We start from the raw sequence: 16400 nt of genomic DNA on the forward strand, positions 1-16400 counted from the left end.
TTTTTATTTATAATTCTATCAGCTGCTGCGACGAGCAAATGTTGTAATTTTTTAACACAAAGAGCGCATTAGATGAACGCTTTAGAAATAAAAAATGTAAATAAAACTTACAAGGGTGGCGTTAAGGCATTGAAAAATATGAGCCTTAATGTCGAAGCAGGCGATTTTTTCGCTTTGCTTGGTCCCAATGGTGCTGGTAAATCGACAACGATAGGCATTATTAGTTCATTGGTGAATAAGACTTCAGGTGACGTGAAGGTCTTTGGTTATGACTTAGATCGTGAGGTGGTGGAAGCGAAAAATCACCTCGGTTTAGTGCCGCAAGAGTTCAATTTTAACCAGTTTGAGACGGTTGAGCAGATCATCATTAATCAGGCGGGTTTCTACGGTGTCGAGCGTGCATTAGCAAAAGAGCGCACCAAAAAGTATCTCACTCAACTGGATTTATGGGAAAAGCGCCATGAGCGGGCGCGTAACCTTTCAGGTGGCATGAAGCGCCGTTTGATGATCGCACGCGCGTTAGTGCATGAACCTAAGTTATTGATCCTTGATGAGCCAACCGCAGGGGTTGATATTGAATTACGCCGTTCTATGTGGGCATTTCTTCGTAAAATAAACGAAGAAGGGGTCACTATTATCCTAACGACGCACTATTTAGAAGAAGCGGAAATGCTGTGTCGTAATATCGGCATCATTAATCATGGTGAGTTGGTCGAACATACCAGCATGAAAGATCTGCTAAGTAAGCTGGAAGTTGAGACCTTCATTTTAGATGTTAACTTAAATGGCAATAAGCCCGAATTGGGTGAGGCGAAGTGGCGGATGCCAGATAACCACACCTTAGAGATCGATATTCAAAAAGGAATGGGTTTGAACCGCATCTTTACTCAATTAACGACCCAAGGCATTGACGTGCTTTCGATGCGTAATAAAGCCAACCGTTTAGAAGAGCTCTTTGTCACGCTGGTGGCACAAAGTGAAACCCAAGGAGCGCAATCATGAGATACCAATATTGGATCGCTTTTAAAAGCTTGATCAGCAAAGAGGTCAATCGTTTTGCGCGTATTTGGGTACAAACCTTAGTGCCACCTGCGATCACCATGACGTTGTATTTCATCATCTTTGGGAGCCTGATAGGCAGCCGTATCGGTGAAATGAATGGCTTTAGTTACATGGAATACATAGTGCCTGGCTTGATCATGATGTCGGTGATCACCAACTCCTATTCGAACGTTGCCTCATCGTTTTTTAGCGCTAAATTCCAGCATAACATTGAAGAGTTGCTTGTTGCGCCTGTGCCTAACTACATCATTATTGCTGGGTATGTTGGTGGCGGTGTCTTGCGTGGGTTAGGGGTTGGCTTCATTGTTACCGTGGTTTCTCTGTTTTTTGTGGACCTGCAAATTGCTCACTTAGGGGTGATTATCGCAACGGTACTACTGACCTCAATTGTGTTTTCATTAGGTGGTTTGATTAATGCGGTGTACGCCCGTACTTTTGATGATATCAGCATTATTCCAACTTTTATCCTGACGCCATTAACCTATTTAGGCGGTGTGTTTTACTCGATCAGTTTGTTACCTGAGTTCTGGCAAGGTGTGTCGAAACTAAACCCTATTGTTTACATGGTTAATGCCTTCCGCTACGGGTTTCTCGGGGTGTCGGATGTGGGCATCGGTACATCATTTGCGGTATTAGCGGGGTTCATTCTTGGTTTATACGGTTTTGCTTACTATCTGATCTCTCGTGGTATTGGCCTACGATCTTAACGAGATCGTTTGTGTTCATTAGCTTGTATGCCGAGATATCACCATAAAAAAAGCCCGCTTATCCACCTTCGTAAAGGCAAGGATAAGCGGGCTTTTTATTGGCTTGAGTGGGTGTTATTCCGTCGCTTCTGGTGCTGTTGCAGCAGGCGTTGGTGTTAACTCAACCACTTGGTTATCGATCAGGCGGGCTTTACCTAGGTGTGCAGACATCAAGATCACCGCTTGTTTGGTTTCTTCACCAACCGGCAGTAATGTTGCTGCATCACGGATGTAGCTCTCATCTGGCTGTAGACCTGCTGCGCGAAGTTGGTCGTTCGCATCAACCACTAGCTCAGAGTAATCGGTACGACCACCACGCATTTGGCTGCTGATCCAGCGCATAGTACGAGCTAGTACTGGTGCGCGCTGACGCTCGTCAACGGTTAAGTAACCATTGCGAGAACTCATGGCTAAACCATCCATTTCACGGACAGTCGCCACACCAATGACTTCGATATCCATCGCCATGTCTTCAACCATTTGACGGATCAGAGCTAGCTGTTGGTAATCTTTTTCACCAAAGCAAGCAACGTCAGGCTGTACGATGTTAAAGAGCTTAGTCACTACCGTCGATACACCGCGGAAGTGTCCTGGGCGTAGTGCGCCTTCAAGTATTTGTGATAATCCAGGTACATCCACAGACGTTTGGCGATCCAAGCCTTGTGGGTACATAACATCCGGTGTTGGTGTGAAAACCAGATCAACCCCTTCACCATTCAGTTTAGTGAGATCCTCATCTAAAGTGCGTGGGTAGTTGTTAAGGTCGTCTGCTTTATCAAATTGCATTGGGTTAACAAAAATGCTTACCACAACCACATCAGCATGTTCACGTGCTTTGCGAACTAGAGTCAGGTGGCCTTCATGCAGATTGCCCATAGTGGGAACAAACGCAATACGACGACCTTCACGACGCCATGTACGTACTTGTTCTCTAATTGGACTAATCTCATCGAATGTCTGCATTGTTATTCCTTACTCAAAAGTATGCTCAGGACCAGGGAAGGTCCCTGCTGCAACCTCTTCAATATAGCGGGTTACAGCTGCACGCATTTCACCGGTTTCTGTTAGATAATTCTTTGAGAAACGCGGAATGTAATTAGCGGAAATGCCGAACATGTCGTGCATTACCAAGATTTGACCATCCGTTACGTTACCAGCACCAATACCAATCACAGGTACTTCTACCGCTTTGGTAATGCGCTCGGCAAGGCTTGCAGGTACGCACTCAAGTAAGATGATTTGAGCACCGGCATTTTTCAGCAGAATAGCATCTTTTACCATCTGCTCAGCGTGGTCGGAGTCACGTCCTTGCACTTTATAACCACCAAAAATATTGACTGACTGTGGTGTCAGACCAAGGTGGGCACAAACGGGAACAGCGCGTTCCGTTAATTTCGTGACGGTTTCAGCAAGCCAAGCACCACCCTCAAGCTTGACCATGTTAGCGCCAGCACGCATTAACTCTGCTGCGCTCTCACAAGCTTGTTCTGGGGTGCTATAACTCATAAATGGCATATCAGCCATTAATAGAGCGTTGGGACTACCAGCGCGCACACAGCGTGTGTGGTAAGCAATATCAGCAACGCTGACAGGTAGCGTATCGGGTTTGCCTTGTAACACCATGCCTAAAGAGTCACCAACAAGCATGACTGGCATTTCTTGTTGCTCAAATAATTGAGCAAAACTCGCATCGTACGCAGTAACAGATGCAAACTTACGACCTTCTTGCTTCCATTTCATCAGGTCGTTAATTGTTACTTTCTTCATTGTATCTCCCTCTTTCCCCTGAGGGTTAGTCTGCCCAGATGGCCAAACCATTGCGGTCTACGTCACTCAGCAAGGTGTGTAATGCTGTGTGATCGGGTAGTACCAAATCAGGGGCTATTTCAGCTAGTGGATAAAGCACGAATTCACGCACTTTCATTCCATAGTGTGGAACGGTTAATCGTTCACAGTGATGGATAAGATCACCGTACAAGATGATGTCGAGGTCCAAGGTTCTGGGTCCCCAACGTTCTTCTTTGCGCACACGGCCATGCTCTAGCTCGATGGCTTGGGTGCGATCGAGTAGTGCTAATGGTGATAAAGTGGTATCGACAGCAACAACCGCATTGATGTAATCAGGCTGGTTCTGTGGCCCCATCGGGGTGCTGCTGTATAGCGATGAAGCGGCAACAACCTGAATGTCAGGTTGTTGCTTTAAGATTTCAATCGCACTTTTTGCTTGGGCAACAGGCTCACTGAGGTTGCTGCCGATCGCAATGTAAGCTCGAATCATGATGATTTAGCTTGTGGTTTACGACGACGCTGCTGTGGTTTACGGCGGCGTGGACGGCGGCTACCGCTACCATCGTTAATTTGCTGCACCATCTTATTACGGTTGGTGTTGTCAGCGTGTTGGAAATCATTCCACCACTGTGCCAATTCACGTACGTCATCGCCTTCAAAGTTGCTACGCATTTCAAGGAAATCGTAAGCCGCACGGAATTTTGGATGTTCCATGGCTTTAAAGGCACGTTTGCCCGTACGACGGGTAAAGCGCAGTTGTTGCTGCCAAATATCACGCACTGTCGTTGTGTGACGACGTGGAATCGCAATGGTTTTTACTTGCTCATCCAAGATGTCGTTTGCCGCTACCATGAAGGCATCGTAATACGATAGGCCACTGGTAATGGCAATCTCTTCTGCGCGTGTTGTCATTGGATACCACAGCATAGCCGCATACATAAAGGCTGGGTTAACACGCATATCTTTCGCGATACGCTTGTCGGTAGCCTTTAAAATGAATGCAATCATTTTCTCTGTGTCGCTGCTCTTATCTTCGGTGAAATGCTCACTCTGGATAGGGAACAGCTGCTGGAATAGATTGTATTCACGCAGTATTTCGTAAGTGGCGTAACCTTGGCCTGATTGCAGTAGCTTTAAGCTCTCTTCAAACAGGCGTGCCGCAGGAATATCACGTAATAATGTCGACAGCTCTTTAATGGGTGCTGCTGTACGCTCTTCAATGGTCATATCCAGTTTCGCGGCGAAGCGTGCTGCACGTAGCATACGTACAGGATCTTCACGGTAGCGTGTTTCTGGGTCGCCAATTAAGCGGATAATACGGTCTTCAAGATCTTGTACACCATTGGTGTAATCACTGATCGAGTAATCATCAATGTTGTAGTAAAGCGCGTTGACCGTGAAATCACGGCGCTCGGCATCTTCATCAATTGAACCGTACACATTATCGCGCAGTAACATCCCTTCCTGATTTTGTGCAGAAACGGGTTGTTGCTTTTTATTGCCTGTTTGTGGGGCGGGTTTTGCATCTGAGTGGTGACCACGGAAAGTCGCCACTTCGATAACATCACGACCAAATAAAATATGCGCCAAGCGGAAACGGCGGCCAATTAGGCGGCAGTTACGGAACAGATGCTTGATCTCTTCCGGGGTCGCGTTGGTCGCGATATCGAAATCTTTGGGTTGCTTGCCAAGTAGAATATCACGTACACCACCGCCAACAAGATAAGCGTCAAAGCCTGCCTTATTTAAGCGATAAAGTACTTTCAGCGCATTTTCGCTGATGTCTCGACGTGAAATGCCGTGCTCTTGGCGTGGAATAATTTGCAAGGTTAGGTCCTCGGTAGTGCGAGTACTGTTCTCAATATTCAATACCTTACGGCAAAAGCTGGCGACTCGATTAAAGATAATACACCCCATTTTCGTGCATCGGATTCAACAAACAGCCGCATATCATATATCACAGCTCATCATTTTTGAATGCTAGAGTGATAGCGGTCGATTTTGGCAACCTATTATGTTGCCAGTTCTGGACACCCCATTGGAGAATTTCAGCTAAGCTCGCTTGGCTGAGTTCGGCTGGTGGCGTCATGGCTAAAAACCGCATCGCAGCCAATAACGTTGGCGTGGGCTGTTGTTTATCAATGGCGGGCGCATGATTTTGTTTCGACAGCTTGTTGCCATTCTCGGTGACGGCCAGTGGTAAGTGTAAGTAGCGCACTTCTGGCTGATTCAATTGACGGTATAAGCCGATTTGGCGGCCAGTCGGTTCAATTAAATCGGCACCGCGAACAATTTCGGTGACACCTTGCTCAATATCATCAAGTACCACGGCGAGATTATAAGCAAATAGCCCATCGCGACGGTGGATAATGAAATCTTCTTGCGCCAGCGACAGTGGGATCTCGATACGGCCATGTAATAAATCATCAAATTCGGTAATGGGCTGATCGACTTTTAAGCGGACAGCGCACCCTTGGGCTGATAATTGTAAATCGCGGCAGGTGCCGGGGTAAAAACCACCCGCGGCCTTGATTTGCTTGCGCGTACATTGGCAGTAATAAGCGTGTTGTTCGCTTAACCACTGATCTATCTGGGCTTGATAAGCATCATGGCGCTTGCTTTGATACATAATGCCGCCGTCCCAGTGTAAGCCGTAAGCTTCTAAGGTTCGGAGAATATCATCAGCAGCACCGGGCATTTCACGTGGTGGATCAAGATCCTCCATGCGTACTAACCATTTTCCTTGCTGAGATTTTGCTTGTAAATAGCTACCAAGGGCAGCGACGAGCGAGCCAAAATGCAAAGGTCCGGATGGAGAGGGCGCAAAGCGTCCTACATAGCCTTGTGTTGTACTTATCATGCGTTGCTTGGTATTACCAAAGTAGTTATACCTAAATGAACAACTATCTGATCATTTTCCCTGCAGCTTTGTACGGATTGTAATAAGAAGCAAAGAAAATCAATCACATACTTATTCAGATTGGTATAAACGGTATTGAATGTTCGAATGGTTATAAATGAAAGAGGGAGCTAATGCTCCCTCTTCACAGTGGTTGAAATACGTTACGTATTAGCCAGCCATCTGTTTTTCTTTGATCTCTGCCAGTGTCTTACAGTCGATACAAAGATCGGCTGTTGGGCGAGCTTCAAGACGACGGATGCCGATCTCGATGCCGCAAGAATCACAGAAACCAAAATCATCATCTTCGATGCGTTGAAGCGTTTTCTCGATCTTTTTGATCAGTTTACGTTCGCGGTCACGGTTACGAAGCTCAAGACTGAACTCTTCTTCTTGAGCTGCGCGGTCAACAGGATCCGGGAAGTTTGCTGCTTCATCCTGCATGTGGTTCACAGTACGATCAACTTCTTCACGAAGCTGGTTACGCCACGACTCAAGAATGACTGTGAAGTGCTTTAGTTGCGCTTCACCCATGTATTCTTCACCAGCTTTTTCCTGGTATGGCTCAACCCCAGCAATAGCCAGGATGCCTAGCGATTTTTTAACGTTGCTCTCTGGCATATAGCGTCTCCTAATATACCTAATAACCGTCACTGGTTAATTTTGGGCGGTATCTATAGCAGAAAGGGGTATTGGTGGCAATTGCTGCATATATTCAATTTTATACCATTGTGAAGAAAGCATCATTTTTCACGACGGATGACTAAATTCTATACAAGTATGCAATTCGATATCATGCTGGCTTAAATGAGCTTTATAGCTGATGATTTCGACGCCTGCCTTTTCTGCTTCTTTTATCAATTGATGATAGTTCGGGTCTATATGGTGTGCTGCTGCCACATTTTCAATCCCTGAGTGCAAAATAGCGAAAAAAAGTACGGCACGTTGCCCGTTCTGCGCGACTTCCATCAATTCTCTTAGGTGTTTCTGGCCACGCGTGGTGACAGCATCAGGGAAATAACCTTGGCCATTTTCCAGTAGCGTCACGCTCTTTACTTCAATATAGCAGGCTGGTTTAGAATCATCCTCTAACAGAATATCTATCCTGCTGTTTTCACTACCATACTTAACTTCAGTTTTAAGTGATGAATAACCGCGTAATTCTGTGATAGTGCCCTTGTTTATAGCTTCGGTGACTAACTTATTGGCTTGCGCGGTATTCACGCATATCCAGTCGCCCGCCAGTGTGTGGGTCAGTTCCCAGCTATTGGGGTATTTCCGCTTAGGGTTATCCGAGGTCGAAAACCATACGGTACTGCCCGGTTCGGCACAGCCTGTCATTGCACCTGTGTTGGCACAATGGATAGTACGGATTTCACCATCAGGCAACTTTATATCGGCTAAAAAACGTTTATAGCGCTTGATGAGTTGTGCTGATTGCAGTGGTTGAGCAAATTTCATTAGGCGTCCTGCTTTGTCTTTTTTATTTGTAATGGCCATTGATGTAAGCAGCGGTATTGCACCTGAGGTGGATGGTTTGATCCTTGCTGATCAGGTCGAGGCTGCTTAGCTTGAAGCTGCTCTGAAATATACAGACCGAAGTGTTGAAAGTGAAAGGAGAATCCACGTTGATCTAATGGACGAGCCTGTGTGACGGTTGATGACGGTGGCACTTGCTTGCGTAAGGTTATGTGAGGAATATAAGTTCGCTCAAGCTGATAAACGCCTACGGATTTCGCCATTTGTTGTAGTTGCTGCGCTAACGTCAGCAATTGTTGTGGCGGTTGGTGAGTACCTAGCCACAACACACGGCTCGATGGCCAGTAGCCGAGATGATCAAAATTAAGCGAAAACGCTGGCATGGTGATGCGACTTGCTTGCGCGATCAAAACGGTTTTTTGTTGTGGTGTGATAGCGCCTAAAAAGGCCAGGGTGACATGGAGGTTAGCCTCGGGGACACAGTGGCCTAACTCTAGCGTCAAGCCGTTGCTACTTTCCGTGGAGGGATATTGTTGGTTGAGTGTCTGATTGAAGTGACAGAGTCGATGAAAAGGCGTTTGCTTATCGCTGTCTTGCGCGCAGGTAGGATCGGCGAGAGCATGATCAATACCAAGTGCAAAAAAGAGCCGTTCTGTTGGTTTGTGCATTTGACCTCTGTAGTCGGTGCCATACAATGATGGTTCATGCCCCGTAATTCAATCATGACACAAGGTTTTTACATTGTCACAGCTGCCTATCGACGCCGTTATTCCCGATCTTCTTCGTCAGTTGACCACGCATTCACAATTGATCTTAAAAGCGCCACCAGGGGCCGGTAAATCAACCCGCTTGCCATTGATGCTGCTTAAAGAAGCCGCTGTTGATGGCAAAATTGTGATGTTAGAACCACGTCGATTAGCAGCACGTAATATTGCGAGTTTTTTAGCTGGACAGCTCGGCGAAAAAGTGGGGCAAACCATCGGCTTACGGGTGCGTGGTGAAACCAATGTCAGTGCAGCAACACGGTTAGAAATCGTGACCGAAGGGGTCATGACGCGCATGTTGCAGCACGATCCTGAGCTGAATGGCATCAGCTTACTGATTTTTGATGAATTCCATGAGCGCAGCATTCATGCAGATACCGCGTTGGCGTTAGCGCTTGAAGTTCAAGAAGCTTTGCGTGATGACTTACAGCTATTGGTGATGTCGGCCACGCTTGATGAGCAGGCGCTGACTACATTATTGCCGCAAGCGAGCTACACCGAATCGTTGGGTCGCTGCTTTCCTGTGGAATACCGTTATCAGGCCATTGCCGATGATCGAGATTGGTTGGGGGGAGTCGAGCGAGAGGTCTCCCGCTTATTACAGCAGGAAACGGGCTCGATGTTGGTCTTTTTGCCTGGTGCGGGTGAAATTAAACGCTTAGCAGAGCGACTCACAAGCTCTGTGACGGCAGATACTATTATTTGCCCACTCTTCGGTCAACTCAATCCGAAACAGCAGCAGCAAGCCATTCAGCCAGCCTTAAAAGGCCAACGTAAAGTTGTGCTTGCGACCAATATCGCTGAAACCAGTTTAACCATCGAAGGTGTTCGCTTGGTCGTGGATGCTGGTTTAGAGCGCATTGCCCATTGGGATCCCAAAACAGGCATCAGCCGCTTAGAAAAGGTCAGGATCGCGCAGTCGTCTGCTGAACAACGCGCGGGGCGGGCGGGGCGCTTGGAGCCTGGGGTCTGTTTACGCTTGTACAGTGAAGAAGCACTCTATCGTCAACCTGCCACGCCTCAGCCTGAGATCTTACGGGCAGACTTAACCGCATTAGCGATGGAACTCGCTCAATGGGGTTGCCAAGATGCCACGGATCTTCATTGGCTTGATATTCCGCCGGCGATTAATTTGCGTCAATCGCAGCTTTTATTACAACAACTGGGGGCGTTTGATGAGCGGCTGCAACTTACCGAACGTGGTATACAGATCCAGCAACTCGGGGCTGACCCTCGCCATGCTGCAATATTAGCGTTTGCCAAACAGCATGATCACGCAGCGATGATCACCGCCGCCATGCTGGTCGCGTTATTGGAAGAGCCACCGCGTGGCAATCAAAACCCCGATCTGCATTTCCAATTAAGCTTGCTAGAAAGTGGCAAGTTGGCGCGTTCCTCACAATATATACAACGCGCTCAGCAACATTACGCCAAGCTCGATAACAAAAAAGTGGCCCGTTGGCAGCTGAGCCGTGATTGGCTTGCGCCCTTGTTAGCGGCGGGTTTTCCGGACCGTATTGCTTTATCACGCAGCGGAGATGGTCGCTATCAATTATCGAATGGACAAGGTGCGATGCTATCGCCGGATGAACCACTGGCCGATAGCGATTTGCTGGTGGTGGTTGATGTCGTGAAAACCCGTCAGGGGGATAGCCGTATATTTTCTGCTGTGTCTGCTGACAGTGATCACTTACATTCGTTATTGCCTCATTTATTCTGTGAGCGTGAATGGCTAGATTGGGATGATAAGAAAGGGCGTTTAACCGCAGAAACCCATTGGTGTTGTGGGAAGTTGATATTGAAACGCCAATCCCAAGGTGAACCTGATGCCGCCAAAGCCAGTGAGGCGCTATTGAATGCCGTCATGCGCAAAGGGCTGAGTGTTTTACATTGGAGCGATAAAGCTGAGAGTGTGTTAGTACGTGCTCGCTGTGCAGCACTATGGCTACCTGAACTCGATCTGCCTACGATGGATGAGCAAAGTTTGTTAGCAGATGCGCAATCTTGGCTTTTACCTTATATGAATGGCATGAAAACACTGAAAGCCTTGGCAAAGTTAGATGTCGCTCAGGCCTTAGTTGCACGATTAGGCTGGGATAAAGCCCAAGCGCTTGATACTGCTTTACCCACCCATTACCAAGTACCAACGGGATCGCGTTACCCTATTCGCTATCAGCTCGGCCAGCAGCCTGTCTTAGCGGTTAAGTTGCAAGAGATGTTTGGTGAAAAATGCTCACCACAAATAGCCAATGGCAAAGTGTCTGTGGTGTTAGAGCTGTTATCGCCTGCGCAACGACCATTACAAATTACTCAAGACTTAGCCGCTTTTTGGCAAGGCTCATACAGCGAGGTGAAAAAAGAAATGAGGGGGCGATACCCTAAGCACCCTTGGCCGGATGATCCTGCAAACCATGAGCCGACCAAAAAAACGAAACGACACTTGTGAAGTAACGGTAAGGATTAGGCTAAGATGCCTACCGAGTTGTAATGCACCAACCAAAGTTGAAATAACATGATGAAGTTACCGATTCGTGAGGCTGCACAAGCCCCTCGAAGTGGCCCCAAACGCAAAGCGCCTGCGAAATCTGATGCGAAAAAAGCCCCCGCGAAAAAGGCGGCGACTAGCAAGCGTACTCCGCGAAAGAAAACGACGCGTAAGAAGCGTAAGGCTCAATCAAGCTGGTGGCGTAAGTTGCTGGGTTTTGGGGTTAAGTTAGCGATCGTGGTGTTTGCTGTGGTGCTGATGGTCGGGATCTATCTCGATACCGTGGTGCAAAATAAATTTGATGGCCAGCTGTGGAATTTACCTGCAGTGGTATATGGCAGAGTGCTAAACCTTGAGCCTGGCCAAACCATCACGATTGATGAAGTGCGCCGTGAGCTTGATTTACTGCAATACCATAAAGTGCGCTCGCCTCAGCGAGTGGGTGAGTATTCTTCATCGTCGACCCGGATTGAAATGATCCGTCGCCCGTTTGAGTTTGATAATGGCATGGAAGGTAAGCGTCATGTGATGCTGACTTTCGATGGTAATCAACTGCAAAGCATCCATGAAGTGGGGTCTAAACGTCAATTAGGTTACTTGCGTATTGAGCCAAAAATGCTGGGCATGATAGGGGCAACTGGGCGTGAGCAACGGATGTTCCTACCACGAGAGCAATTTCCTGAGGTCTTGGTTGATGCTTTATTGGTAACGGAAGATCGTGATTTCTATCAGCATGATGGCGTTTCCCCACTGGCGATTGTGCGGGCCTTGTTCGCTAACTTGAAAGCAGGGCGCACGGTACAGGGTGGAAGCACCTTGACTCAGCAGTTAGCCAAAAACTTGTTTCTATCCCAAGAGAAAACCTTGTGGCGTAAGTTGCGCGAGGCCTATATCGCGTTGATCTTGGATTATCGTTACAACAAAGATCGGATCTTAGAAGCCTATTTAAATGAAATTTACTTGGGTCAAAATGGCGGCAAAGAAGTCCATGGTTTTGCCTTAGGTGCCCGTTTGTACTTTGGTCGTCCACTGCAAGAACTGAGGATCGATCAGCAAGCCTTACTGGTTGGCTTGGTGAAAGGGCCGTCGTATTACAATCCGTGGCGTAACCCAGAGCGTGCTCGTCAGCGACGCGACCTGGTACTGCGTTTGATGATGGACAATGGCATTTTAGACGGCAAGCAATATGAGCTAGCAGCATCACGTTCGCTGGATGTGCAAGCGAAGCCGAGGATCTCAACACGTCAGCCCGCGTATTTTCAGCAACTCCAACGTGAGTTAAAAGACAAAGTGGGCGATAAATTTACCCCAGGTGTTGGCTTACGCGTCTTTAGCACCTTGGATCCGCTATCACAGCAAGAAGCGGAAAAAATGGTGGGCGTGATGGTGCCACAGCTGAATAAAAAAGCGGGCGTTAAGGTTGAAACGGCGATGGTGGCGGTTGATCGTGTCAGCGGTGAAGTGCGTGCCATGATTGGTGGCAGTCGCCCTGGTTATGCGGGTTTTAATCGTGCATTGGATGCCAGTCGTCAGATTGGCTCTTTAGTGAAACCCGCCGTATATTTAGCGGCACTGCGCCAGCCAGAACGTTTCACTTTGGCCAGTACCATAGATGATAAGCCCATCATGCTAAAGGGCAGCAAAGGTAATAATTGGAAGCCGCGTAACTATGATCGCAAATTCCGCGGGCAAGTCCCGCTGTATTACGCGCTAGCTAAATCGTTAAACGTACCGACAGTGAACCTAGGTATGGCTGTTGGCTTGAATGATGTGATCAAGACCATGGAGCAGCTGGGGGTTGATCGTAATGAAATTCCGAAATTACCATCGATTCTATTAGGGTCGTTTACGCTCACCCCGTTTGAAGTGACTCAGATGTTTCAGAGTATCACCAATGGTGGGCGCAGAGCTGAATTAACCGCGCTACGCTCGGTGGTGGATCAGCAAGGTATCCTGTTGTATCAAAATTACCCGAAGGCAAGGCAGGCTGTCCCACAGCAAGCTGCATGGTTAACCACCTACGGGATGAAGAATGTGGTCAGCCAAGGTACGGCGCGTTTTCTTCAGCCGCAGTTTGGCTGGGCTGCACTAGCAGGGAAAACAGGCACAACGGATAAAAACCGCGATAGCTGGTTTGTCGGCGCAGATGGTCGCGAAGTCGTGACGATTTGGGTGGGACGTGATGATAATAAACCGGTGAACCTAACGGGCTCATCGGGTGCGCTGCGTATGTACAGCCATTACTTGAAATCACGCCAACCTGAGCCATTGCGCTTGGCGTGGCCGAGTAAAGTGTCGACTGCGAAATACCATCGTCAGCCTAACGGTACGCTCGGCTTTGATTGCCAAGGTGAGCAGTCGCTACCGGTTTGGGACGACAAAGGTCAGTTAAAAGCACGTTGTGAAGCTGGCGCGGGGGGCTGGGTCAAAGACCTGTTTGCTTGGTAAGTTGTTTATCGTCATAAAGCGATTATGAACTGCTAGGCATTAGCATAGAAATGAAACGGCTCGTTGTGAAAATCAACGAGCCGTTTTTTTGTTTAACGAGTAGCGATTGGTATTAATCGTTCGGGTCAAAATAGAACGAGATCCGTACCCTCGGGTTTAAGTAATCATAGACTTGTTCGGGCAATTTATCGGGCGCAATCGCACGTTCAATTTTTAAATCACTCTCTTCCAAATCAATGATGGGCGCTTCATTCGAGGGCACCGATGGGTCATAAAGCAACACGTTGGGAAAGAGTAAGCTATTGGTATTGACTGAAATCACCAAGCCAAGTTGCTGGTTAGATAGCTGCACCACACTGCCCGGTGGATACACCCCCATTAGTTTTACCAATAGCGCCATGTATTCATTGTTGTACTGGGCTTTTTTATTTTTAAATAAATACGACAATGCACTGTAAGGGATCCGTGCTTTGGAAGCATCTTGTGGGTGACACAGTGAGTCATACGCATTAACCAAAGCAATGAGCTGGGCATTGGCCGTAATTTGATCGCCTTTCAGCCCCTTAGGGTAACCCGAGCCATCAATAAGCTCGTGATGCTGCTCTAAGATAGGCTTAGCAGCCTCTGGGAAGGTATCTGCAAGGTTTGCTAGCTCAAGGCTGTATTTGGTGTGCAAACGCAGGTAGTTCTCTTCTGGGGGCGTTAATGGTGTTGTTTTGCGTAAAATCGCGGTCGGTACTTTTAACTTGCCCATATCATGGAATAAAGCACCCAGTGCGATATGTTTGATCGCTTCTGCGGACATGCCATTGGCTTTGGCCAGCATCATGGAAATAATGGCGACATTGAGCGAATGAAAATAAATATCTTCATGCTCTTTTTTGTCATTCATTAAATGTAGAGCGACGTTCTCGGACTCCATCAAAGCATCCACCATGGTACAGACTAAGTCATTAGCCTCATCGATGGCAGTCACAGGACGGCTTTTAATTTTGCTGACAATAGAACGTAATTGCGCGAGTGAGCGTGAAAAGTTCTTTTCACAGCGTTGTACGCGAAGCTTGTAGTTCTTTAGGTGCTCAATACGACGCTGCTTCTCTTTCCATAGCTTTTCTGCCTGCTTATCTAAAAACTGGCTCTCTTGCTCTGAAATGGCTTCAGGCTTAGCGTCTGGCTCGAGTGGTGGGTTATCACTTTTTTCTGGGATCAGATAGACATACTTGAGGTTCAAGTTTTTTATCAGACGTAACTGCTGCTGATCTTTGATCTTGAAATGGTTAAGCAGAAATGGGTGATCGGTCCACTGCAAAGGGAGCTTGACGTATAAGCCAGTAGTCAAACGATCTACTGCAAGTTTAATGTTTGCCATGAGTTAAATAGAACAACCAGTTAATGTTAGCGCTAACCGTGCTGGTTTCGCTTTTTAAGTCATCATAATTATTATTGGTATTACTCATCACCATGTTGCTAGCGTCTTGTTTCACACTGCTGTGCGTTACTGGCGCTGACCAATCGAGCTATGGGGTTTATCTGTCGCTAATATCACTGTAATGGTTTAGCGATATCACACAATTGGTCAATGCGTTATGGCGTAATTGCTCATCATATCAATAATAGCCAGCCGAACAAATATTTGATGATAAAGCTTTGTATGAAGTGCGGAAGGGGAGTCATTTTTGACTGGTAAAAAAAAACCTCATCCGAAGATGAGGTTTTCAAAAAATGGTGCCGACTACCGGAGTCGAACTGGTGACCTACTGATTACAAGTCAGTTGCTCTACCTACTGAGCTAAGTCGGCACACTAAATTTTTGGCTTTAAGTCGAATTTCAACTCAAAGTTGTTTGGCTCCCCCTGCAAGACTTGAACTTGCGACATACGGATTAACAGTCCGCCGTTCTACCAACTGAACTAAGGGGGAATTGTATGGTGCCTCGAGGCGGAATCGAACCACCGACACGAGGATTTTCAATCCTCTGCTCTACCGACTGAGCTATCGAGGCAAAAGTCACGCCGAAGCGTTAACTTTTGCAACCCTGCCGAAGCAGAACTTGCTAAAGAATGGTGCCGACTACCGGAGTCGAACTGGTGACCTACTGATTACAAGTCAGTTGCTCTACCTACTGAGCTAAGTCGGCACACGAATTCTAGTTTGTTATCAAGCTAATGCTTGGTAACGAAATTGGCTCCCCCTGCAAGACTTGAACTTGCGACATACGGATTAACAGTCCGCCGTTCTACCAACTGAACTAAGGGGGAATTGTATGGTGCCTCGAGGCGGAATCGAACCACCGACACGAGGATTTTCAATCCTCTGCTCTACCGACTGAGCTATCGAGGCAAAAGTCACGCCGAAGCGTTAACTCTTGCAAATCTGCTAAAAGCAGTCTTGCTAAAGAATGGTGCCGACTACCGGAGTCGAACTGGTGACCTACTGATTACAAGTCAGTTGCTCTACCTACTGAGCTAAGTCGGCACACGAATTCTTGTTTGTCATCAAGCTATTGCTTAACAACTAAATTTGGCTCCCCTTGCAAGACTTGAACTTGCGACATACGGATTAACAGTCCGCCGTTCTACCAACTGAACTAAAGGGGAATTGCTATCGTTGCTTGCACCATTTTTAACTACTAAAGAGAAGTAATGGTGCCTCGAGGCGGAATCGAACCACCGACACGAGGATTTTCAATCCTCTGCTCTACCGACTGAGCTATCGAGGCAACGGAGCGC

General features: G+C 47.3%; 13 protein-coding genes and 9 tRNA genes. 4 read left to right on the top strand and 18 right to left on the bottom strand.

Features of this window, described 5'->3' with window-relative positions; genetic code table 11:
- Positions 1 to 72 precede the first annotated feature (72 nt).
- Together L4C35_RS16755 and L4C35_RS16760 are read left to right on the top strand one after the other, a co-directional pair.
- On the top strand, positions 73 to 1002 hold the full coding sequence (locus L4C35_RS16755; protein ID WP_428463964.1) for an ABC transporter ATP-binding protein: 930 nt from the start codon (positions 73 to 75) through the stop codon (positions 1000 to 1002).
- Entirely contained in the window at positions 999 to 1769 is a 771-nt protein-coding gene (locus L4C35_RS16760; RefSeq protein ID WP_428463965.1) for an ABC transporter permease, read from the top strand. Before L4C35_RS16755 ends, L4C35_RS16760 begins: the two co-directional genes overlap by 4 nt.
- Positions 1770 to 1883: 114 nt before the next feature.
- Here L4C35_RS16760 and panC read toward each other — a convergent pair whose 3' ends face one another.
- From panC to thpR, 8 genes are all read right to left on the bottom strand, one after another.
- Positions 1884 to 2771 (bottom strand): pantoate--beta-alanine ligase, encoded by an 888-nt coding sequence (panC, locus tag L4C35_RS16765; RefSeq protein ID WP_428463966.1) that lies wholly within the window; start codon positions 2769 to 2771, stop codon positions 1884 to 1886.
- A 9-nt stretch (positions 2772 to 2780) separates the two neighbouring features.
- Positions 2781 to 3575: a 3-methyl-2-oxobutanoate hydroxymethyltransferase gene (panB, locus tag L4C35_RS16770; protein WP_428463967.1), complete on the bottom strand. Its 795-nt coding sequence runs from the start codon at positions 3573 to 3575 to the stop codon at positions 2781 to 2783.
- A 25-nt stretch (positions 3576 to 3600) separates the two neighbouring features.
- The gene (folK, locus tag L4C35_RS16775) at positions 3601 to 4086 is read right to left on the bottom strand and encodes a 2-amino-4-hydroxy-6-hydroxymethyldihydropteridine diphosphokinase (RefSeq protein WP_428463968.1); all 486 of its coding nucleotides are present in this window, start codon (positions 4084 to 4086) and stop codon (positions 3601 to 3603) included.
- Positions 4083 to 5513 (bottom strand): polynucleotide adenylyltransferase PcnB, encoded by a 1431-nt coding sequence (pcnB, locus tag L4C35_RS16780; RefSeq protein WP_428463969.1) that lies wholly within the window; start codon positions 5511 to 5513, stop codon positions 4083 to 4085. Before pcnB ends, folK begins: the two co-directional genes overlap by 4 nt.
- 40 nt (positions 5514 to 5553) lie before the next feature.
- Positions 5554 to 6456, bottom strand: coding sequence for a tRNA glutamyl-Q(34) synthetase GluQRS (gluQRS, locus tag L4C35_RS16785; RefSeq protein WP_428463970.1), 903 nt, complete (start codon positions 6454 to 6456; stop codon positions 5554 to 5556).
- Positions 6457 to 6666: 210 nt separating this feature from the next.
- Positions 6667 to 7116, bottom strand: coding sequence for an RNA polymerase-binding protein DksA (gene dksA / locus L4C35_RS16790; RefSeq protein WP_094956347.1), 450 nt, complete (start codon positions 7114 to 7116; stop codon positions 6667 to 6669).
- Between the two features lie 129 nt (positions 7117 to 7245).
- Complete coding sequence (gene sfsA, locus L4C35_RS16795; protein WP_428463971.1) at positions 7246 to 7956, bottom strand: DNA/RNA nuclease SfsA; 711 nt, start codon at positions 7954 to 7956, stop codon at positions 7246 to 7248.
- On the bottom strand, positions 7956 to 8642 hold the full coding sequence (gene thpR, locus L4C35_RS16800; protein ID WP_428463972.1) for an RNA 2',3'-cyclic phosphodiesterase: 687 nt from the start codon (positions 8640 to 8642) through the stop codon (positions 7956 to 7958). The genes sfsA and thpR overlap by 1 nt, the downstream gene beginning before the upstream one ends.
- Positions 8643 to 8715: 73 nt before the next feature.
- On the opposite strand from thpR, the gene hrpB reads away from it, so the two are divergent.
- Both hrpB and mrcB read left to right on the top strand, forming a co-directional pair.
- A complete protein-coding gene (gene hrpB, locus L4C35_RS16805; protein ID WP_428463973.1) occupies positions 8716 to 11184 on the top strand; it encodes an ATP-dependent helicase HrpB in 2469 nt (822 codons plus the stop codon).
- 66 nt (positions 11185 to 11250) lie between these two features.
- Positions 11251 to 13671, top strand: a complete 2421-nt coding sequence (mrcB, locus tag L4C35_RS16810) for a penicillin-binding protein 1B (protein WP_428463974.1) — start codon at positions 11251 to 11253, stop codon at positions 13669 to 13671.
- A 112-nt stretch (positions 13672 to 13783) separates the two neighbouring features.
- Here the strand turns inward: mrcB and L4C35_RS16815 are convergent, their stop codons facing one another.
- The 10 genes from L4C35_RS16815 to L4C35_RS16860 form a co-directional block, all read right to left on the bottom strand.
- Positions 13784 to 15040 (bottom strand): HD-GYP domain-containing protein, encoded by a 1257-nt coding sequence (locus tag L4C35_RS16815; protein ID WP_428463975.1) that lies wholly within the window; start codon positions 15038 to 15040, stop codon positions 13784 to 13786.
- Positions 15041 to 15394: 354 nt separating this feature from the next.
- Positions 15395 to 15470 (bottom strand) — tRNA-Thr (locus L4C35_RS16820).
- A gap of 45 nt (positions 15471 to 15515) precedes the next feature.
- Positions 15516 to 15591, bottom strand: a tRNA-Asn gene (locus tag L4C35_RS16825).
- Between the two features lie 6 nt (positions 15592 to 15597).
- A tRNA-Phe gene (locus tag L4C35_RS16830) sits at positions 15598 to 15673 on the bottom strand.
- Between the two features lie 59 nt (positions 15674 to 15732).
- Positions 15733 to 15808 (bottom strand) — tRNA-Thr (locus L4C35_RS16835).
- 45 nt (positions 15809 to 15853) lie between these two features.
- A tRNA-Asn gene (locus L4C35_RS16840) sits at positions 15854 to 15929 on the bottom strand.
- Between the two features lie 6 nt (positions 15930 to 15935).
- A tRNA-Phe gene (locus L4C35_RS16845) sits at positions 15936 to 16011 on the bottom strand.
- A gap of 59 nt (positions 16012 to 16070) precedes the next feature.
- A tRNA-Thr gene (locus L4C35_RS16850) sits at positions 16071 to 16146 on the bottom strand.
- Positions 16147 to 16192: 46 nt separating this feature from the next.
- A tRNA-Asn gene (locus L4C35_RS16855) sits at positions 16193 to 16268 on the bottom strand.
- Positions 16269 to 16314: 46 nt separating this feature from the next.
- Positions 16315 to 16390, bottom strand: a tRNA-Phe gene (locus L4C35_RS16860).
- Between the last annotated feature and the right edge of the window lie 10 nt (positions 16391 to 16400).

Source organism: Photobacterium kagoshimensis, assembly GCF_050337045.1.
Taxonomy (GTDB): Bacteria; Pseudomonadota; Gammaproteobacteria; order Enterobacterales; family Vibrionaceae; genus Photobacterium; species Photobacterium kagoshimensis.